The 21,109-nt window shown below is 54.3% G+C and carries 15 protein-coding genes; 4 read left to right on the top strand and 11 right to left on the bottom strand.

Annotation, left to right across the window (positions count from 1 at the left end; genetic code table 11):
- Nucleotide 1 precedes the first annotated feature (1 nt).
- Nucleotides 2–697 carry an FkbM family methyltransferase gene (locus tag UP06_RS32725; RefSeq protein ID WP_050032370.1) on the bottom strand — a complete coding sequence of 232 codons (696 nt, stop codon included), beginning with the start codon at nt 695–697 and terminating at the stop codon, nt 2–4.
- Between the two features lie 1,054 nt (nt 698–1,751).
- Here UP06_RS32725 and UP06_RS39475 point away from each other — a divergent pair.
- The 4 genes from UP06_RS39475 (at nt 1,752) to UP06_RS32700 (ending at nt 7,618) form a co-directional block, all read left to right on the top strand.
- Nucleotides 1,752–2,969, top strand: coding sequence for a glycosyltransferase (locus tag UP06_RS39475; protein ID WP_045007835.1), 1,218 nt, complete (start codon nt 1,752–1,754; stop codon nt 2,967–2,969).
- Complete coding sequence (locus tag UP06_RS32710) at nt 2,966–4,342, top strand: hypothetical protein (RefSeq protein WP_156163389.1); 1,377 nt, start codon at nt 2,966–2,968, stop codon at nt 4,340–4,342. Before UP06_RS39475 ends, UP06_RS32710 begins: the two co-directional genes overlap by 4 nt.
- 41 nt (nt 4,343–4,383) lie before the next feature.
- Nucleotides 4,384–5,850: an MOP flippase family protein gene (locus UP06_RS32705; protein ID WP_082081788.1), complete on the top strand. Its 1,467-nt coding sequence runs from the start codon at nt 4,384–4,386 to the stop codon at nt 5,848–5,850.
- 577 nt (nt 5,851–6,427) lie between these two features.
- Nucleotides 6,428–7,618 carry a glycosyltransferase family 2 protein gene (locus UP06_RS32700; RefSeq protein WP_082081787.1) on the top strand — a complete coding sequence of 397 codons (1,191 nt, stop codon included), beginning with the start codon at nt 6,428–6,430 and terminating at the stop codon, nt 7,616–7,618.
- 564 nt (nt 7,619–8,182) lie between these two features.
- Here the strand turns inward: UP06_RS32700 and UP06_RS32695 are convergent.
- The 10 genes from UP06_RS32695 to UP06_RS32650 all read right to left on the bottom strand — a co-directional run bounded on the left by UP06_RS32695 (nt 8,183) and on the right by UP06_RS32650 (nt 21,036).
- Nucleotides 8,183–9,454, bottom strand: a complete 1,272-nt coding sequence (locus tag UP06_RS32695) for an O-antigen ligase family protein (protein WP_082081785.1) — start codon at nt 9,452–9,454, stop codon at nt 8,183–8,185.
- Between the two features lie 29 nt (nt 9,455–9,483).
- Nucleotides 9,484–10,587, bottom strand: a complete 1,104-nt coding sequence (locus UP06_RS39350) for a hypothetical protein (RefSeq protein ID WP_156163388.1) — start codon at nt 10,585–10,587, stop codon at nt 9,484–9,486.
- Between the two features lie 532 nt (nt 10,588–11,119).
- Nucleotides 11,120–12,136: a hypothetical protein gene (locus UP06_RS32685; protein WP_045007830.1), complete on the bottom strand. Its 1,017-nt coding sequence runs from the start codon at nt 12,134–12,136 to the stop codon at nt 11,120–11,122.
- A gap of 97 nt (nt 12,137–12,233) precedes the next feature.
- Nucleotides 12,234–13,898: an MBOAT family O-acyltransferase gene (locus UP06_RS32680; RefSeq protein ID WP_045007829.1), complete on the bottom strand. Its 1,665-nt coding sequence runs from the start codon at nt 13,896–13,898 to the stop codon at nt 12,234–12,236.
- A gap of 490 nt (nt 13,899–14,388) precedes the next feature.
- The gene (locus tag UP06_RS32675) at nt 14,389–15,615 is read right to left on the bottom strand and encodes an acyltransferase family protein (RefSeq protein ID WP_050032356.1); all 1,227 of its coding nucleotides are present in this window, start codon (nt 15,613–15,615) and stop codon (nt 14,389–14,391) included.
- An 847-nt stretch (nt 15,616–16,462) separates the two neighbouring features.
- Nucleotides 16,463–17,110 carry a hypothetical protein gene (locus UP06_RS39345; protein ID WP_156163387.1) on the bottom strand — a complete coding sequence of 216 codons (648 nt, stop codon included), beginning with the start codon at nt 17,108–17,110 and terminating at the stop codon, nt 16,463–16,465.
- Nucleotides 17,111–17,260: 150 nt separating this feature from the next.
- Nucleotides 17,261–18,697 carry an O-antigen ligase family protein gene (locus tag UP06_RS32665; protein ID WP_050032351.1) on the bottom strand — a complete coding sequence of 479 codons (1,437 nt, stop codon included), beginning with the start codon at nt 18,695–18,697 and terminating at the stop codon, nt 17,261–17,263.
- Nucleotides 18,698–18,699: 2 nt separating this feature from the next.
- Complete coding sequence (locus UP06_RS32660) at nt 18,700–19,728, bottom strand: ABC transporter substrate-binding protein (protein WP_045007828.1); 1,029 nt, start codon at nt 19,726–19,728, stop codon at nt 18,700–18,702.
- Between the two features lie 91 nt (nt 19,729–19,819).
- Nucleotides 19,820–20,332: a hypothetical protein gene (locus tag UP06_RS39340; protein WP_156163386.1), complete on the bottom strand. Its 513-nt coding sequence runs from the start codon at nt 20,330–20,332 to the stop codon at nt 19,820–19,822.
- Between the two features lie 20 nt (nt 20,333–20,352).
- Nucleotides 20,353–21,036, bottom strand: coding sequence for a hypothetical protein (locus UP06_RS32650; RefSeq protein ID WP_045007827.1), 684 nt, complete (start codon nt 21,034–21,036; stop codon nt 20,353–20,355).
- Nucleotides 21,037–21,109: the final 73 nt, after the last annotated feature.

The following is a 21,109-nucleotide window of genomic DNA, read 5'->3' as shown; positions in this document are numbered from 1 at the left end:
CTCAGCGTTGCTTTAAGGCTCGATTGATGAAAAGGCCGTCCACCCAATCGGCGTGAGTCTCGTAAACGCCATGCAGCATGAAATTATGATCGGAAAGAAATCTGTATAGATCATCGAAGCTGGCCTGACCCTCGTACATCTCGATGAGGTTCATTTCGATGTAGACGAAGCCAACGATGCCGAGGGTTTTAACTGCCCCCTTTAGAACGTTAAGATCGTAGCCCTGGGTGTCAGTCTTTAGTAGATCAACTCGACTTATCGAATGTTCGGCGCAATAGCTATCGACCGTCGTTACATTTACCATGTAGCGTTGTTTTATATCTTTCCAACCGCGACCATTCCAACCATTTGCTGCAGGTTCCAGTAGAGAACTCATTACGTCGTGACCAGCTTCACGGAACTCAAGTTGGCCGACCTCGGACCCGACCGCGAATTGATTGAGGTGGACCGATCCAGAAACGGTATTTTTCAAGATATCGAAACACTTTGGCGTTGGCTCAAATGCGTGAATGGTTGGGTTCTTAAATACACCCTGAAGCATAGTAATAGTCTGGCCTTTATTGGCGCCGATATCGAGTGCGGTAATATTTTCGGCACCGATTAGACTGCGGATATCTTCAAATGGGTCACGATGCACACTGATCCGGTATCCAGATTTCTTTGCGACATCTTTGACGAATTCTTTCAACGCTGGCATCACTATCCTCTCCGCGACGTCTAACTATCGTCCAGATTTGCACCAGAATGGCAGACGTAGCGATCTTCGGCAATGCACGTGTTTCTGATCTTGGTCTGGAGGTTGACTCTGTTCGGCTTGGTTACAGGCTTGCTCCTCCCTTTAGGTGAGCGGCTTGAGTCCGCCAGCATCTTGGAAAAAACCCGCACTAGCGGGTGCTGGCTTTTGCTTCATCGAAAAGATGTCGGCTTATTCGTGCCGTCCTACTTATTTCCACCGGGGAAATTTCCACCGGGTGGCTTGGACGGTCCAGCGCCGGGACTTGACGGAGATGGGGACGGGCTCGGATTACCTTGTCCTGGTGCAGGCATGTTGGCACTCCATGAACGACCGAAAGCGGCCGCTGGCGCGGAATTGGGAAGACTCGCGCAAGTTGCAATGGGGCGCTTTTAAACTTCGATCCATTTCCACTCCTTCAGGGCTTCTTGGGGTTAGCTGTAGCTACCTACTCTTGCCGAGCAAAATCGTCATACGCGCCGACGCCATCAAGACGCGCGACTTGGCTCGCGCGCCAGCGCCGGTGACGGAGGCGGCGACATCCGAACGGCGTGCGCTGTCCCGACGAAGGCATCGACGGAGGCTGCCGCGTCGGCTGAGCAGACAGCGCCGGCTGCTGCCGCGCTCCGCCGCCCGCGCGGCCCTTCTGACGCAGCGGCAGCACCCGCAGCGGCTCAGAGGCCTCGTTACCATGTAGAACCAAGCGCCAACCAACCGACGTCGGCCGCCAAGTCTTCGATGAGTGCCACTTCGATGAGTGCCACCAGTCGATGCCGGACAATAGATAAGCGAGCCGCGCACGCCAGATCGCCACCGCACCGTTCAACCATCCCCTACAATCAGCCGACTGTAACAATCTCCAGTCATTCAAAGGCGGCCAATCAATTGCCGTCATTAATGCTTAAAACCATAGCAAGTTAGACGCCTTAGAGTCTTGGAAGGTTTCCCTTTTCTTCCCCGCTTACCTAATATATGTCGTCGTCAGCAAGCCTTTCGAAATTCTGTTGAAAGCCCTCAATTGGATCGGCTCCCCAATCACGAAACAGGTGCCGCAACCCAGACCGTTCTAATCTACCGGAACGAACTGCTTGCGGCTTCTGAGACATTTATCCGTGATCAAGCGCTGGCCCTCAGAGATTGGCGGCCGGTACTCGTCGGACGCAAGCTGCTGAACCAACTACCGCTGGACGATCTGAACGTCCGCTGTCTCACACCTCACGCGTTGACTTTGAGCAATCGCCTGCTCTGGAGAGCCAGCAGCATGTTCGACACGGTGCCGCCTAATGTCAAAGCTGCGCTGCGTAAAGAGAGGGCATCCCTTATTCATGTCCATTTCGGGACTGACGCCCTTGACGCTTGGCCCCTCGCTCGCGCCTTGAATCTGCCCCTGCTGATAACGTTGCATGGTTTTGACATAAACGTCCATCGGGACTGGTGGGAAGCAGGGAACGCCGGATCCCATCTTCGATCCTATCCCCGCCGGCTTCTGCAGCTCGCCCAATTGCCTCAAATTAGCTTTGTCGCAGTGTCGGAAGCAATTCGCAATCGGGCTATCGAGTCCGGAATCCCCCCAGGCAAAGTGGAGGTCAAGTATATCGGCATCGACCCGAGGAAGTTTACACCTGGGTCATTGGCCGTTGCCGATCGAGCCCCGCGCGTTCTTTTCGTCGGGAGATTGGTCGAAAAGAAAGGTTGCCTTTATCTGATCGACGCGATGGTGCACGTTCGAAAGAACGTTCCCGACGCCCGACTCATTGTCATCGGGGATGGACCACTTCGGCAGCATCTTGAGCACCATGCTCGTGAGGTGGGCATAGAAGCCGATTTTCTCGGCGTGCAGCCCCACGCTGAAGTCAAGCGGCAACTCGAATTGGCCCGTGTCTTCTGCCTGCCCAGCGTTACGGCATCCAATGGCGACGCAGAGGGCCTACCCATTTCCATTTTGGAGGCGCAAGCTTCCGGCGTTCCCGTGGTTACATCCGCAAACGGCGCCGTCGGCGAAGCCGTCAAAGAGGGACACACTGGGCTGCTATTTCCCGAGCGCGATGTCGTCACGCTGGCGACAAAATTGACCGCCCTCCTAAGCGACGACGCTCTCGCAAGCAAGGTCGCAGCCCAGTCAGTCGCCCAAATAGCAAAAAGCTTTGACATAGCAGACCTGACGCGGAGTTTGGAAGATGCGTACGGCGTTGCCGCTCGTCGAACAAACCTAATCCCTCTGGAGCGCCACCTTTGAACCGTTACTACAGCCAAACGAGCGGGCCAGAAGTTGCGCTACAATCGCGCCATGTCACTGTAATTGGCACTGCCTTTGATACTGTTCTTCCGGATGACATCGAGCAGTGCTTAAAGGATGGGATTTGTATCGACCGTAGAAACAACACCCCGATGGAGATGGATGCCTACAGCATTTATCTCGCACTGAAGGCCATTGAACTCTCAACCGGCTCATGTCTCCAGGCTCGGAAGAAGCTTCTAGCTGACGCCGTCATCAAAAGGATGAACCAGTGTGGTGGGTTCTGGCGCCACGGCGCATGGACGGGATCGGAATTAGAAGTCCATATGCGGTTTACAGCCGCCGCCATACGGCTTTTGGTTGAGGCTATCCAAGACAATCTGATCGCTGAACCTAGCATTGTTGTCGACGCGTTAAAGCGTCACCTATCGTTTGCGGAGAAACTCGAGAAGGGGCTTTGGTTTCTGCACGACTCTCTGGAGTCAAAGGACGTAAATGTCTCACATCCAGGGCGCCTGACACACAACTATGCATTTGGATCTTCAGATCGAAATTGCTTAGTTTTGAATACCCATCTCGACACATTGCTCACAATGATGCACGTGATGCGCCGGATTGATCTCACTGCGGGAGACCAAGATTACTTCCGGTCAGCCCTATCCGCGGGTGTCGATGCGCTGCGAACGGTCTTGAGACCCAACACTGGATCCGCTTGGAGCACATTCGAAAAGCTCGACTCCTTAGTCAGAAGTGTGCTGTTTCGGAGCTTTGAGATCCGCAACTTTCGCTCCTTTCGCTCCAAAGCCACTCGGTACGCCATTACAAAATTTTATTTTCCTGTGAGACAGCGTGTCCGCAGCTGGATGCCCGGCTTCCTATTTACAGACGGCTACACCGAGAGAGATATCCGACTCGACGGAATAAGCTTCGAATACCACGTCGCAAACCTTTACGATCTTACCCGATTTGCACTTGAAGCGCGGGCTTCTCGTCTGGTCGCCGATGAGGAATTGCTCAATTACTGCGATGAAATAGTCTATGCGGGCATCAACTATGTCGTCTTAACGAATTACTGGCATTGTCTTGTTGCGGGCTTCGCATGGAATGGCAAAGCAATCATTCTTTGCGAAACAATGGTCGCTTGGCTATCCTCGCACAATCGATCCGCGCCTGCTGAATGGGTCAAGGCTTATTGCGCAGTTCGGAGAGTTATACCTCCGACGCCGGCGCTGCTCGGCTATGACCCCATTTCGGTTAGCGAAAAGCCCGTTCATGCCGCTTATTCCTCCGCAATAGACGTAGTGGAATTGCGCGATGGACGGCAGCTAGTCGTAGATATTGCGAATGAAACGTTTACTTTCAACGCGGTGTAGACGTTGCGTTTCTCCTTCTGGTCGCGGGATGCACGGTGCAAATGAGCCTACGAGATAGCGTTCTTGGCGGACTGTCTTGGAGCTTGGCTTCCCGCGTCGGCACTCAAGCGTTTCAATTTGTTTTCCAGATTGCACTTGCGCGCCTACTTACTCCTCAGGAGTTTGGGGTAGTTGGAATGCTGCTTATATTCATTGGCTTTGCGCAGACCTTGGCCGACTGCGGCTTGAGCTCGGCACTTGTCTACGATCAGAACGCAAGTGACTCTCAGTTCTCTACTGTATTTTGGCTTCAGCTTGCTGCCGGAGCTATTCTTTCGGCAGCTTTCTTTATGGGCGCTCCGCTGTTTGCCTCGTTTTACGGTACTCCTGCGTTGGAGCCTCTCTCTCGACTCGTTGCCCCGATCTTTCTGCTCCAGGCGCTCGGACAAACCCATTTCGCACTGCTCTCAAAGAATTTTCGCTTCAAGCAACTAGCGGTTGTGAGCGTGTCATCAATTTTTGGCTCGGGCGCGTTCGCAGTTGTTCTCGCGAAGCTTGATTACGGCGTCTGGGCGCTTGCGTGGCAGGCATTGGTCGCCACAATCATCTCAACAGGCCTTTTGTGGTTTCAATCCCGGTGGGTTCCTAACCTTCGTTTCGATCGTGCTGACGCGATGCGTTTAGGGAAGTATGGAATTTATCTACTCGGACATGCATCACTGAACTACTGGTTGAGAAATGCGGATAAACTAGCGATCGGCAGATTTTTGGGAGCTCACGACCTCGGGATCTACTCGCGGGCCTACAGCCTTATGCTGCTTCCGCTGAATAATATCTCGGCGGTGTTGGGGCAGGTGATGTTCCCGGCACTTGCGCGTTTGCAAAACGATGCGAATCGTTTTCGTGCAGTCTACGTTTCCGCCACTCGCATGATCGCGCTAGTGTCATTTCCGTTAATGATTGGTGTTGCTTCGTTGTGTGAGCCTCTGATCTTGTTGCTGCTTGGCGACAAATGGAGCGAGGTTATTCCCGTACTCCAAATTTTAAGCTTCGTTGGCCTCATACAGTCGGTGGTTTTCCCTGTAGGATGGATCTTCACCGCTCTGGGGAAGACCAAAGATCAATTCTACCTCAGTATTCTCTTGTCGCTCATATTCGTCCTGCTCGTAGGCGCTGGTCTTCTTTACGGAATCGTCGGTATCGCTCTAGGTTATGCTTGCTGGACTGTCATTTCGGGCTGGCTAAATTTGCACATCGCAGGCCGCTACGTGGCGCTGCCCGTGATGACGGTCGTTGTGAGTTTAGTCCGAATTCTGGGAATGGCGCTCGTGATGGGTGCCCTTGTTTTTGGTGTCGATCAAACTGTTCTTTCAGGCTCGCCAACGCTCCTCCGTCTCACCTGTGGAGCGATCCTCGGCGTGACGTCGTATGCGGCAATGTGCTTTTTGTCGAAAGACGCGACTTTTCTGGAGCTTTCAGGCTATCTCTCTAGCCGCCTTAATCTGCCTATACGAATTTTCTCACGATGAATGTCGCGGCGTTCCTCTTACCATGGTGTCAATCACCCAAGAGGCCACGAACCCGCGATGACGCCGAGGAATGACTGGGATGTTCTGTAATGGGTCACGCCTTACACGTGCTGCCAAGCTGGAAGATGGGGCGCCCCTAACTGCTTTCCGTCATCCTGCATTTCCGCCGCCGTTCGCCGGACACGATACCCCGCGCGATCTTCTGAGAAGAGCGAAGCAACCGAAGACCGCAGGCGGCGCTTGCGCTCGTGCGCTAGCGCAGCTGTTCTCACTCACGTTACGTCCGCTGCCCGCCTGTCCGGATAAACGCTTTGAGCAGAAGGCCCCTCAAACCATCGGGCCAGCCACGCCGGTTGGATGCTCTCATATCTTCGACCGTGCAAACAAGACCGCCTCCCCATCTCGCCGCGCTCGTGGTCTTCATCTAGCAAACTGGAACTTGAGGTGATCCGATTGACCACCAACGGAACGTCGGCGGTCTTCGCGGTTCATGCAAACTTCGCCTTCTTAGTTATTCAGTCTGGTGCATGCGTGATCAGATTGCCGGCAGCAACTTTTCTTGAGGCTACTGAACAACATGAATGCAAAACCATCGCTTTCGCAAAGAGCGCCAAATCTGCTTTCCTGGTCAGTGTGCATTCCGACACTAAACCGGTTCGACGTTCTCCAAATCAATGTTCGATGCCTCTTGGTGCAAACCCGCCTCCCGAAGCAGGTTATCATTGTAGACGCTAGTCCGGAGGTCGAGCGGCACCGCTCAAAGTTGGTCGAGATGTTTGCAGGAACCGGTGTAGACCTCATTGTTGAACCGGCGGCGGCACGTTCATCTGCCGTGCAGCGCAATCAAGGACTTGGGTCTGTTTCAGCCGATGTAGTGGCGTTTTTGGATGACGACTCTCTTCTTTTTCCCGACTGCGCTGAAAGATTTCTCGAAATCCTTGAAAATGATCCAGATGAGATAATTGTGGGACTAGGACTACAGAACATCGATAGTCTACCTCCAGTGGCGCAGCCGTTGCTGGAGGCGACTTCATCTTCGAAGCAACAGACGAATATTGAGCAAAAAAAAGACGGCACAACAGCGAACCTTTCACTTCTAAGCTCTCTGGAAAAGTACCGGCTTTGGCGGTTCTTTCGGCGTGAGATACTGATGCAGGCCATGGAGCGCATGTTTGTGCCGTACGACCACCGCCGTCATCGTCCGAACGGCGCGATGCCATCAAACACCTACGATTTGATGCGGATGAGGCATTTGCCAGGCTATGGCATTGTGGTTCGGACTCATGTTGCCCGTGCCGAGCCTTTCAATCCCTTTCTTCTCGCATACTGTCCTTTTGAAGACCTCGACGCCAGCTACCGTTATGGTCGGCATGGTCTGTGCGCTTATGCCGCCGGCGCTCGCCTTAAACACTTTGAAGTCGAAGGCAGCAGAATAACTCGCTTGCAGGCAACATCGCTTGGGGTTTCCAATGTCGCTTTTTTCGTCCACACAAACAGCGACTCCCCCTTGCGACACCGCGCTCTATTCGCGATATACGTGCTAAGGAGGCTGATAGGCGAAACGCTAAAAGACCTGATGACGCGGCGACTGGATTTCCCTCAAGCGAGGGGCGTGTTATCCGCCATACCACGGTCTTTCGGAATCTTTAAGCGCACTTTGCCTGATGCCCAAGAATGGTATGTTGAACAGCAACGCGAATTCCTGAAGAGAGGCAAGCCTCTTGAGAAGCGACGCCCGATCGAGCTTGATGCAAGCTCAACGGAGTGACCTGCTCCGCTAGATGTGCAGCCTCCAACGTCCCAATCTGCAGCACCGTGATCTGAGCCGAGTTGAACCGGAGGAAAAATACGCCAGCGCACTTCGAAGACGACAAGGTCAACTCGGTTCGGGCGCCTGAGGCGTTTCCCTGTGTCCCTGGTGCGGACCAATCCGCTTTCGAGGCGGATGATCCGCCGCTTCCGCTGCCCGGCGGCAAATCTTCACGGCAGCGCTCGCCGAAGAACTTTTCGCTCCGTCGATGTCGCACAGTGGGAATGGGGCTATCGCACCTCGCTCCGGCGGTTGGTCGACCTGAAGCAGTTTCTGCTCATGCTCTCGCACGCAATTTTACTTTGTCGCGCTGTTGGAATCCGATGGAGAACTTCGGCCGGGCCTTCCGTGGAATCCTACGCACTTCGATGCGCCAGATACGAGCGTTGTTGTGCGACGACGGTCGATCGTGTCTTCACAGCAAGTAACGGCTGCGTTGAAAGCTATCTTCACGGCGATGAGACCGATGCGTTGCCAGCACTGCTAGGCTAGGTCGTTCGTGCTTTCAGACGGATTGCCTTCTCATAATGAGCCCACTCCTGATAAGTCAGTGGCCGTGCTTAGCGCGCCACGGGCCCGCAAGCGCTTTTCAGTCTTGATCGCCGCGGGCAGGATTCTCGTCCGCAAGGCTAAATCAGCACCGATAAAGGCCCAAATGTACCAATTGACGACGAGGTAATATGGCAGGTTGTCCGAATAGTTTATTATCAGATTGGCTGCGATAAAACCTAAAGCAATTATTCCAAGATGAAAACTGCGACGCAACGCGAAAACGATCGCGACTGCACAACCAATGTACGTCCATATATACGAAAATAATCCTAAGTAACCCGTCTCATACAACGACTGGACATAGGCACTGTGCGCGCCGATCGCTTCGTCTCCCCCCGAGAAGAAGCTTCTTGCATTTTGGCCAAAATTACCAAACCCCTTGCCAAGGACGCGATCATCCTCCGAGTCAATCAGCGCGCGAGCCCAAACCAACTCTCGCCAAACGTAGGAATTCGCTTGGACCTGACCGCTTTGAATTTCCTCAAGCGTAACGGGTTGCGTGCTGTCGACGCTATTTATCCGATCCGCAACTGAGGGGACCAATAGCAGAAGGGGCACCAAAGGCAACATCAGCAACAGTTTGCGATTAACCACTAGAGCATAGATCAAGCCGAATGCGGCAATCGCAAGCCACGCGGAGCGCGTCTGCGTACCCAGCAGCATGCAAACCAATAAAACCAAGTAAACATTAAGCACAATATGTAAAGCGCCAAGTCGCAAACCGAACGACTTGTAGTACAGCGTCGCGCAAACCACACTCAGCAAATAAAAGGCCAGCTCGTTGGGATGTGCAAATGTCGACATCACAAGATAGCGATTGCTCAGCCCGTGGAGCGCTACTTGCACAAAAAACATGAGACACGGAATGATCGAAGATAGGATGATGCAGAGGAGCAAATCTGCAACATCCTCTCGTGTTCGGAGCAGCAAGAAACTGGCGAGAAATATTGCTGGAAAGGTCAACGTGCTAAGAAATAGTTTGATCCCTTCCGGGCTGGCTGAGACAAATGTAAAACCGACCAAGAGGACTACATAGTACGGAACCCAAACCATAACCGGTATCAAAATTGAAGTTCGGCGGAGGTAGGGAAACGATGCGACAGCAAGACCAAGGGCCAAAAGGTTGAACAAGGCTCCAAGAGACACTCCACCATCGCCCGATTTTCCGACAAGCCCAATAAAAAGCTCGTCAGTCGTTCTGGTTGCAATCAATAATAGAAGCGCCCCTTTCACCAGATTCATGTCTGCGGCCTAACTTTCTGCACCATCACCTAGCGCTTGGTTGAGATCATGACAAGGTGACTACGAATCCACTTTGCGTCGCGTGACAAATTGGATAGCTGAGCATCAGTCCAATCGCCAAGCATCGCAATCGATGTCGTGCGATAGGTCGCATCGACAACATACCCACCATAGCGCTGGTAAGCTTTTGCGACTGCAAGACCTTCGGGGGTGAGACCTGCATGATCCAGATCTATATCGGGCGGCAGAGCAAAGCGAGCTCCCATTGGAATAGAACCCTTATAGCTTTTGACGCTTGCGCCATCAGTGGAAACTGCGGGAAACACGAACTGTTCACGGGGATTTGCCCCCGATTTAAGCTGAGCTGGATCAAGTTCGATTGCCATCGCGTGGTCAATTTGCAGCCTGTTCAACTCGTCAGCAGTGATGAGCCCCCCCAAAAGAGATGCGCCGGCAGCGCGTATCCCCGCCCCTACACCAATTGATGGTCCCCAGCCTGTTCCCTGGAGGTTGCCCTGGACAAGATACGATGCATGCCAGCTCTGATTTGAAGCATCAAAGCGCGCATGCCAAGCCTCCCAGTAATACATCTCATCTGGGTCCGTGAAGACGACCCAGCCATCGGGGCCATGCGTAGGAAGCAAGTTTTTCGGCGTCGGAGTTTCCAAGCTTCCATGCGACATGAAACGACCACCGACGGCCGTCTTGTTCAGCGTATCAAATGTCCATTTAGTGGGTGGCGCGTCCTTCGGCGTCTGGAAATAAAGTCTTTCACGTTGGACCCACGTGTTCCCAAGTTTCAGGTCATAAAACTGACTATTTTCGAGCGCCGAGGGCGAAGAGTAGGCAACTTGAGCCGGGTCGATCACGGCATTCCAAGGGCTATCAGCGGAAAAAAAACGATGTTTACCGCCTACGCCGGTCGCGGCAACCCGGCCTTGGAGCTGCACCTTGAATATTTTCGCCCGCGCTTCGCTATTCCCAACCGCCGCTCCGACTGAAGCAATTGGATGGTTGGCAGGCGCATCAAACTCGGCTCTGATCAGAACGTTTGCAGGGCTGAAGGATTGAGCCGCAGAAGCCCCTGCGCAAGCACCTAGAGAGATTATTATCAGCATCTTGATTGGAGGCACGGCCAACTTCCCTTCAGCAGTTTGTTTTTGCAACGTTGGAGGCATCGCCAATGTTTTACGACGTATAGCGTTCGCCTAAATTGATGGCAAAATGGTAAGCGGCATAAGCCCTAATTGCGTCGATTCGGCGCGGGCCGGTGGCCCCCGGAACCAGCCCCGGAATTCTACAGGGGGGGTGTGGAGTTCGGCCGACTGCAAGAATGCTCCAATGAGGAGAACGCGCCGGAATCACACACCGCCCCCCCCAAGGAATAGTACTGGCCGGCCTGAGGGCCGATCGGACACTGGCTCATCTTGCCGAGCAGTTCGACATCTACCCCATCATATCACGACTTGGAAGGCTCAGCTTGAAAGCAAGTCCGCCGATGCGTTCGGGGTCCAGAGCGGGCCAAGATCGAGCAAGCTACTGCGCGGCTCTCGCGGATTGCGAGAACTGCTGGTTGCCGATGCGTGCAGCGTTTTCATTCCAGGCAACAGGCGGCGTCTCTGATACCATCGAAAACGGATCGCCCAAACTTCCGCGATCAAATCATCATCTTGGAATTCCCGAGGCGAGATATTTTATCTTGTCGTAGACAGCCTCCGCGATCTTATGGTCGACCGCTGGCGTGAAGTGCCCGTCTGTGATGAAATTGCGCGGGTCCGCGGCAGAGGCTATCTGATCGCTGCGCACGAATGCTAGACCATATTGTTCGAGGTCATGGCCTAACAGACGGTAGAGCGAATCGGATCCCGTTCCCTGGTCCTGAAATAGGATCACCATGGGAATTTGGTCTCGGTTACGAGCAGATTTCGCGAAGTCGCGCAACATTGCCTTCATGACGGGCCCGACTTCTGGATTTGGTCTAAAATCAACACCGTTATTAATCAGCCGCATGTCAATTTCACGCGTACGTGCGTGTGCATATGCGCGCCGCAGAAACCGAAATATGACGCTTCGATCAAGCAAGCCGCCGTAGAACAGTGCCGGATCGTAGTAGGCATCTTCTTGAGCCAGCTGGTCGAGGTACGCATGCATCTTTGCAGCGTCTCGCAAATCGTCCGGTCTTTGTACGACCGGCTTCAGTTCGTGCAACTCATCATGAGCGAGCAAGTACCGTGGGTAGGAAAAGGGTTGGGGGGCTTCGAAGCTGGTGGTAAGGCCACCAAGCGTCAACATCCTATTGACGGAGCTCGCAAGTATACCGATGATCTGTATTTTATTGGGATTCTGTTCATTCGAATTCGCCGCCTTGTAGCAGGCGTAGCTGTGGTTGAATCCTGCAGCAGGTCCGCCGTACGACGTGATAGGCAAATTTGGATCGATCGCGTTCAACTCACTCGCTATGTGTTTGGAGAACGACATTCCGTATATACTGACACCCACTTTCCCTGACGGTGGAGGCGGCACGATCGGAGCGCAGTCATTTTCGATCCAGCCGGCTAGCACAACCCGGTTGGACTTCGCATCGGTCGATCCGATCATCTTTGTGAGCTTGCCCTCGATCGAACGGCCGTAATCAAAGTACCGCGCTAGTGTAGTCGGCTCAGTACGCGGATCGATCGGCATCGGAAACGCGCACTGCACGCCGACATCGAGCAGGATGAGAAATAACAGCGTCCAAATGCAAGTCGAGGCAATCGCCGATAGGCGGAGCCTGCGAATCCTAGAACTGGAAGTAGATGAACTGGGCCGGTGCATTGCTCATTCCCATGAACAAATCGAAGATGATGACGGCATAGAGCGCGCCCTGCAAGGGAGTTGGCCAAAACCGGAAAACATCGCGACGACCATCGACCCACTCCGCAAGCTGCAAGCACAGAAGAATTACCAGGCCAAATATTGAGGCAACAGGTGGCTTCATCATCACAGAAGAGGCATAGGGAGTGAGGCCGACGAGTTTTTCGGTAAAGATTATGATTTGCTCAAGGCTCGTCGCGCGAAATAGCAGCCATCCATAACAGACAAACAGAAAGAAGAATGCAATTCTCGCGAGGCTTACCACACGCTTTGCAAAGCGACGGGGAGCAGACGGGGGAGCATCAGCTTCTGTCTTGACGTCCGTTGGGAATTTCTCCTCGCGCCCGGTAAGTAGGCGGTGTCCTGCCAACAGCGCCCCCTGGTAGGCACCCCAGAGTAAGAAGTTGGCGGCTGCACCATGCCAGAGCCCCCCGAGCACCATTGTGATGATGAGGTTTAGGTAAGTCCGAAGATTGCCTCTACGGTTACCTCCAAGCTCGATGTAGAGATAGTCCCGTAACCAGCTTGATAGACTAATGTGCCAGCGTCGCCAAAACTCACTTGGATTGCGCGAGAAGTAAGGAAGATCGAAGTTGAGGCTAAGTTCGATGCCAAATAACTTTGCTACTCCACGCGCTATGTCCGTGTAACCGGAGAAGTCGCAAAAGATTTGGAAGGCAAAGAGCAGCGTGGCGAACCCAACATCGACCGATGAAACCGTGCCAGACGAGTTGTAAACCGAGTTGACAGACACGGCGAGGCCGTCAGCAACAGCAACTTTTTTGAATAAGCCATACAGGATGAGTTGGACTCCATACGTTGACTGGTTGAGCCGTATGTGCCGCGGCCTAAGCAACTGGGGCAACAAGTGACGTGCCCGCTCTATCGGCCCGGCAACCATGGGCGGAAAGAAGGCAACGAAAAGTGCAAAATCCCAAAAGTGCTCAACGGGCTTTACTCTGCCTCGCGCACTATCGATGGTGTAACTCAGCGATTGGAATGTGTAGAAGCTGATGCCAACGGGCAAAACGACACTGAGGTGAACTGGGTCTACATTCCAACCAACCGCGTGCAACAGCCGCTCGGCACTTTCCGCGAAAAAATTGAAATACTTAAAGATACCTAGAAATCCTAGATTAACGCCAACTGTGACGAAAAGCAGCAAGCGCCGACGCCGCTCTGGTTGCATCGAAAGTAGTTGGTTGTGAGTCGCATTGGCAATGAGCACGATCGCGATCGTTCCTGCCAATGTCTGCAGGCCCAAGGTACTCGGAGCGAGTATCGCCCCTAGCTGACCTTGTGATAGCGCCCCCCAATCGAGATTGAGAAAGCAAGCCGCGGCTGTAACGATAAAAAGCGAGGCTATTACTCGTTCTGAGCGCGGAACAGCGCCTCTTGAGAGCAATAGTCCAATCCAAAAATCAACCGTTGTCGAGAACGAAATCAGAAACAGAAAGCGGACATCCCACCATCCATAAAATACGTAACCAGCGACGAGAAGAAGCCAGTTTTGTCCTCGAAATGGCAATAAACGGTAGAGCGCGTAGACGATCCCGAGAAAGATAAAAAAGACTAGAGAGTTAAATACCACCGTGGCACTCGTCGACGCGCAGATTGACCAATGTTAGTATGGCAGAGTTCTTCTAAAATGTCCCAAGCCTTGTTGCCTTATGAAATTCTCCGTTTGAGCAACGAACTCATTTAACAGGCGCTCCCCTGGCGCTATCGTGAGCATAGTCACGGCGAGTTAGACACAACCGAAAGAAGTTTCTTATTCCGGCTAAAGCTAGCATCTCACCGGGACGTATTATCTGCCTTGTCAGCCGCATGCTCCGCATGAGCCTACCTTAAAGATCGCATGCTGGTTCAGCGCATCGAAACATGCGCCACAAGAGAACTGACGATCACAATTTTTTCGCGGCGGAACAAGCTATACGAAGCCGATGCAGCTTGCCCTATGAGCTAGTCGGAGAGCCCCCAAGAAGTCTTTTTCAGGCGACACTTTAGAAAGCCGCTGTTCTGCCCGTAAGGCAGATAAATCGAAAAAGAGGCTCTCAAAGCCGAGCACGAAGATCAAACATTCAAGGACGCGGCTGCATGGCAGCTGCCGTTGTCTCAATGCTCGCTGATCTCTTGGAGATGCGATGTCTTAGCTTCAGGAAATGCTTCTCGATGAGGTGCCAAGACAGAATTGAAAAAACAAGCGTAGTCGCAAGCGCCAAAGACGTGAAGGTAAAATACCTATATCTGACGAAAGGTACGCTCGCCACTATCGCCTGCATGATCGGATAGCCGTAAAGGTATATGCCGTAAGAATAGTCGCCGGACCGGAGGAGCTTGTTAGTTGGAATATTGCATAGCCCAACATAGATCGTGATGTAGGTCACGAACACCGGAACGAGGTATACCGCCTGGGTCGAAAACTCAAGGACATAGGCGATCGGAATGCAGGCAAGACAAAGCCACCCCTTGTGGGGAATCAGGTCTCGCCAATGAAAAAACATTGCGCCCATGAAAAAGTAATACACATTGACGCTTGGAGCCAAGATCCACGGTTGGCTATCGAATCCGAAGAAGACGTTTGCCACGATCAGCAAAATTGAAGCGATACCGAATAATAGCGTCGACAGGGCACGATTGAATATGAGCCCTGTAACGATCATCGCAGCCAAAATGAGATAGCAATAGAACTCGGACGGTAAAGTCCACAGGTTAGCATTTACAGCATGAGCGTCGTATCTCCAGAAGCTAACCCCGGGCAGCTCCATTTGCACCTTTCCGACGATGTTACCAAAATAAGTAAGGAACATCGGATCAGTATAGTAAGCTCGTAAGTCCAATGTAGTGAAGACGGCGCCGATAACTATTGCGGACAGCGCAACTTCGACGCAAAGCGCTGGAAATATTCTGAAAAACCGCAACGTCAGAAATGGAAGAACTTTTCTGGCCCGAAATGCACTCCCGGTAACCAGGAAACCGCTGAGGGCGAAGAACATAGGGACATGCGTAATTACGATAGGTCGAAGCCAAGGTGTACCGGAACTGATGGTCTCTTGAGCTGCTGCGTTGATGTTCGGGGTTTGGGCATGAGCCTGGCCCAAGAAATCCAAAATCAACTCAAATAGGGACGGGATCGGCCCGCGCGTTCCCGCTAGTCGGGCCGCGTGTGCCACGAGTATGGCAACAGCAAGGCCCAAGCGTAGAATATCGAAACCGGGACCGAGCCCGTTGTTGGCTCCGAGGATACTGCCGAACGTCTTTCGCACGCTTGGCGAGCTTAAGAAATCTGCCAACTTTCTATGAAGCATGTGCACCCATCAGTTTCTTCCGGCACCATATTCAAGTCGGCCCGTCAGTTCAAGTTCGCTATCTCTGGGGGTAAGGCCAAGGCGAATACTGCGCCGGTCGGGACGCCACACGACCAAGTTCGGCGCCTGTACATCGACCCCGCTGCCGCTGGGGCGACGCCAAAACGGATTTCAGATTTGCTCTTAGTTTAGTTCCTTCAACAACGGTCAGACATTAAAGCGACGAGCAACCTGCCCGTTAAAGATTATGGATTTCCGTCCTGAACGCCTGAAATTTATTGAGAAGCTACTACGTCGGCGTCTCGCGTCGCGGGTGCCCAGCAGAGAAGTTCTTGCGCAGCTCGAAGCCTCGTCACAATCGTCTACATGGCTTCCGAATAACAACACATTGCGTCGGCCATATAGGAAAAGCAACGAACCCAGCCTTCGCCACGCGCGGACTTTACAAAGGCTCGGCGACATTCGGCATGGCAAAGCCTATGGCGATCATAGCTTTGTGGTCGGTTATATACTTGTGTAGATCAAAATGGCGAAGGGAGCCGGTGCGGCGGGATATTGGTAGCCGCTCCACAAAAAGATGCGGGGTGCAATTGAAATGCGGCACCCTTAACCCGGTTAACGCAGTGCCGATGTCGGACACTCGCATCACCGGCCACCGCACCTTCAGCGCGTCAGTTGCAAGATCACGGGCGACACCATGTCGATTGCAGGCGTGAACCCAAATCTTCGCATTTGCCTTAGTTGATCCCAAACGCAACACTTGAGCAGAAGACGCGGCCCTATCTGCAATTGCTCCGCATTCACGGCCCAGCCTTGCGAGCTGGCGGCGGCGCTCTTCTGCTTCTTCTTAGGGAGTCGAGCTGCTCACACTTATAATTGTAGTGGTCGTCGTAGTGGTCGTCGTACTCGAAGATGCGCCCAGACCCGAGGCACCACCGCCAGTGAAAAAGTTATTGTTTGGATTGGTGACGCTATTTGCAAGGAACGTCTGCAAAGTACTCGACCCGCCAAACTGATTGGTCAACGGGCTCGTTTGGCCACCACTCGCACCGCTGGAGAGGCCGCCAGCGCCGCCGCCAACGCTACCGATCAGTATGTTCCCGGTGATGGCTGCGTATTGCTGCTTGGCATCGGGCGAGTTCGTACCTGCGATCTGAGTTTGGATGTCGCTGGCAAAGTTTGGGTCGGGGCGAATGCACTGGTTTGCCGCAAGCCCGAGTCCCGTCCCAATGGCCTTCTGCAGGTCGGAACTCGGAAGCGGATCGGTCTTCAACAGGCCGATGACTAAAGGCAGCATGGCCGGATCGCTTATAACGAGATCGCGAACATCAGCCGTCACGTCACCGGGTGAGCGCGACGAACCGGCACTTCCCAAAAGAGACGAAGGATTTGCGGTGAAGTCCGCAATCTTCTGAGGAGGCGCGGCTCCCGGACTGCAAGCCGCGGAGGCTTGTTCAGCCCCCCCGATCACGGCCAGCAGGAACACTGCTGACATCAATTCTCTCAAAAATCCCCTCAAACCAACTCTAAAATCCCCAAGACGCGCTGCGATTGTCATTGGTCACCAAACTGCCAGACGGCGTTAACCGGAATTATTAATAACCTATTGAGATCGATAGCACAATTTGAATATCCCGTCCAGAGATCATGGAGCAGACAACCGATTGCGCTCTGTAGACGACTGGGCCAATCCGATTCCGAGCAACACCATGATACTTATGGAAAATCCCGGAATTTGTAGGGAAAAGTCCAACAGCGAATGAAGTAGTCCAAGCATCCCGGCCCAAAAGGCCATCACGGGAAAAATACGGTCGCGGCGGCGGCGGGCCATGGCACGCGCCAGACAGGTCATTACGACTGCCCACACGGCAGCGATCAGTCCGGCGAATGGCAGGCCCATTTCGGCTGCGAGCTCCAGCGGAGTGCTGTGGGCGCGATCCCAGACCCCTCCGATCGGGACGTCGCGGCTATGATACTCTGGAAAAACCCACCGGAATGTGCCGAGCCCGGTCCCGAAGAGAGGATACTCCCGGATGATCTCCAGCGTCGATCGATAGGCCTCCACCCGTCCGCCACCGGAAAAGCCCCCCGTATCGAAGCGCGCGTTCACGGATCCGCCTAAGACTGAACTCAGCAAGACAGCAGCGCCGACCATGGCCACGACGGCCATCACTGCGGCCCGCCAGCTGCGCAGCCAGACTCGGTAGTATGAAAGCGCGCCTCCGGCGACTGCCAGAAGAGTGGTGCTAGTACCAAGCCGAGAGCCCGTCATGAAGCTCGCAGACAGCGTCAAGAAGAAAGCGATGAAACAGATCAATGTTCGGCGCGACGGACGTTCGAACAATGCCCGAATGACGTGACGTCGCGAGACCTCGCGCAGCCGCAGGCTTTTGGCGCAAAGCAGCAACCACGCCAAAGCGCTTGCCCCCAGATAAACAGCAGCGGTATTGGCGTTAATGAACGTCGTCGTGAGCACGTTCCGATAAGCCACCTTCTCAAGCCAGAGCACGTGATCGGGCGCAGCGAGAAAACTGACAATTCCGTACACTGCATAGAAGAGGCCGGACCAGGCGAAAATCTCGAGGAGCAAGGTCGCAGACCACCGGCTCCGACCGAGGCAGATCCCGCAGAACAGCGCAAGCGCATTGGCGATCTGCGCTCCGGCAGCAATGCTCGGCAGATCGCGTACGGCACTGATACGAGGGACCAGCTCGGTGCCGAGCAACGCGGAACTATCGCGCCAAATCGGATGGGCAAGCGTGACAAGAGGCGGCGGCAACGGCATGAGTTGCAACGTGATCACCAGCAGCCAGCAGCAGATCACGAGAGCAAAGCCCGCAAGCGCAGCGACGCCGCAGATGTTCCGCCACACACAATGCAAAGCGATTGCCGCCAGTAGAGCGACCCAAACCGCGAGCACGTTGTTTTGTACCGAGCCGAATATGAACGGTACCGCAGCGACCACGAGGCCAAGAGCGTAGGTCGCGAATCTTTCACTCAAGGGTGTCTCGATTGCAATAGCCGTCCGCTCTTCAGCTTCAAGCTCTTGCCGGCCTGCGCGGATTTGCGAACGTCCAGACATCGCTAGTCGACCTGAATCGATCGCGACTGCCTGCGATAAACGTCGGGCACGAGCGAAAAATCAATCGCCGCTCGCAGGTCGACAGGGTCTGAAATCACGCGCTGTTGCAGCAAGAGCTTCTGGAATTCCTGCCATCGCGCCAGATCGAGTTCAGCCATTCGCGCTCCAAACGGCCTGATCAGGTCGCGCTGCTGCTCGAGCATAATCGTCGTGTCTTCTGGTCTCGCGCCGCGGCCAATCGCCGTGGCGACGATCGCGGCCGTTCGCTTTGGGTCAAGATCGGCACGCGACCAGGATGTAAGAAGCGCGGAGATGAAGGCTTCGGCCGAACTGGAAGACCTTGCGAGCATCTGCGTCGACGCGATGTAGACAGTTCCCGGAATGTGGATCTTGAAGGCACCGGGATCGAGAGCACGATACGGAATCTTGAGCCGGCGTAACTCTGCTCCCTCAACTTCCAGGTAACCAGGCAGAACATCGATGGCACCCGCAATAAGCTGTTGTACCGTGCCGACGGCATCGGTCACCCTGACCAAGCTGCGCTGCACCGCGTTCCGGCTAATGAGCGCTTCGACGACAAACCCGACCTCGCTTGACGACCTGTAAGCCAGAGTCTTGCCGACCAAATCAGACGGGCTCTGCAAGGCGGTAGCCTCGAGCGCGAACAAGCGGATTGAATTCGCGACATAGGAGCCAGCGATCGCGACAACCGGCTGACCTGCGGCGCGCGCTCTCAGAAATGCCATCGCGGAAACATGCCCAATGATGCGATCGCTTGCAGCTACTGCCTCGGCTGCGTCGCCGTCGTCAACGCCGACTTCGAGACGTGAAGACAATCCAGCCTTCTGAAAGACGCCATCGTTGACGCCGAGTACTACGCCGGCGGCAGCCTCGGTTAGGGAACCATTCCACTTAATGATCAGCGCTTGCGAAGCCGATTTCCCTTCCTTGATTGCGATCGGCGACCATCCTCCGATGAAGAGAGAGACCGCGACCAAGGACACGATTCCAACAGCCAGGCTCAACAGCATCCCGCGCGCGAGCAACCTCCTTGAGACGGATCGTGACGGCCTGCCACGCGCATGCCGCGCCCCGTCACGCCTCAACCTTCCGCCATGACGCTTAGTTGACATATTCCCGAAACGAATACTGAAAATCGGAATACGAGAAAATTCCGAGGATGTGTTGTTGACGCCGATAACCGCCGACCGACATGGTCGTGCAGCTATCGGTCTTGTAATAGCAGGCTCGAATCCGAATCTCCTTACCGCAACGATTATCGAGAATAAGGATGTGGTTGAAGACGTTCTTATTGAGCGCCTGACTTTCCGCCATCGGCGAGACGCCGAGACATGGTTTGCCCGTCGGGTCAAGGCTGCGGGGTCGAGAGACCGTGAAGCCCTTTGGCTGCGTCAACGGAGAATTCACTGCGAACTTGCCCGAGCCTCCGACCGTTTCGTCGGACAGAGGTTGATTGGCAAGACTTGCCTGCCCGAACGCCGGTCCGCCTCCAAGGCAAACCGTGCCTAGCACAAATGCCAGGAAGATATTGCGCCCGTGAATCGCACCATCGGCCCGAGATCGGACCTGCCATACCGCTCGCACCATCATCCTTTCAAGCATTGCCGCGCGCATCTTCCGCATCGCGCCCCGCACTATTGGTGCCATCCCAATGGGTCACGTAACTTCACTCCGGGGACCGCCAGATCCGCCCCTTCAGCGCGAACCATGCGCGCAAATTGGTAGCGCATGGTCTGATCCGTCCATTCTAGTTCCGAGAGTAGTTGATCGCGAATAGGCCAGCCCGCACCCAATACGTTGCGCACGGCTGTTGCGAGAAGGCCCGAGTTCACCAACGTGGCAAATTCGGTTCGTACGGCACGTTTTTGATCTTCTGCCAATAGGTCATAAACCGCAAGGGAATAGACATTACGGCGGACAGCGATCCATCCCTCGACCGGGGCCAGCCGGTAAGACATCGCAAGATTGGCAAGCTCCGGTTCGGCCTGAGCTCCCTGGTTGATCCGCACCCAGTATCGCATGAACCAGAGGAAGCCTTCGCTCGGAGCGCACGTCATCGCCTTGTCGAGCGCTTCGCGCACGCCCTTGAGCTGTTGATCTGCCCGCTTTGGATCGGCCGCAGCCACCGCCTCCTCGTGTAGACGAGTGCGGATGGTCACATCACTGCGGAGCTCAATCGGGTTGCACGGGAACCGCAGTTCAGCCGCTTCGAGCTCGGGCGATAACGATTCAAGCCGATCGAAGCGATCCGAGGCTAGGATTCGGGTGGCGAAACCATTCAGCCGAGTCTCGTGATCGGGGTGGATGAGGAAGAACACACCCCAACTGCCCGCCACGAGGCAAATACACGTCGCTAGCAGCCTAACGGTAAACAGCAGGCGCGAAGATCCT

Source organism: Bradyrhizobium sp. LTSP857, assembly GCF_000938285.1.
Classification (GTDB): domain Bacteria; phylum Pseudomonadota; class Alphaproteobacteria; order Rhizobiales; family Xanthobacteraceae; genus Bradyrhizobium.
Note: the sequence above shows the minus strand (reverse complement) of the source record. Positions and strands in the feature narration are given on the sequence as shown.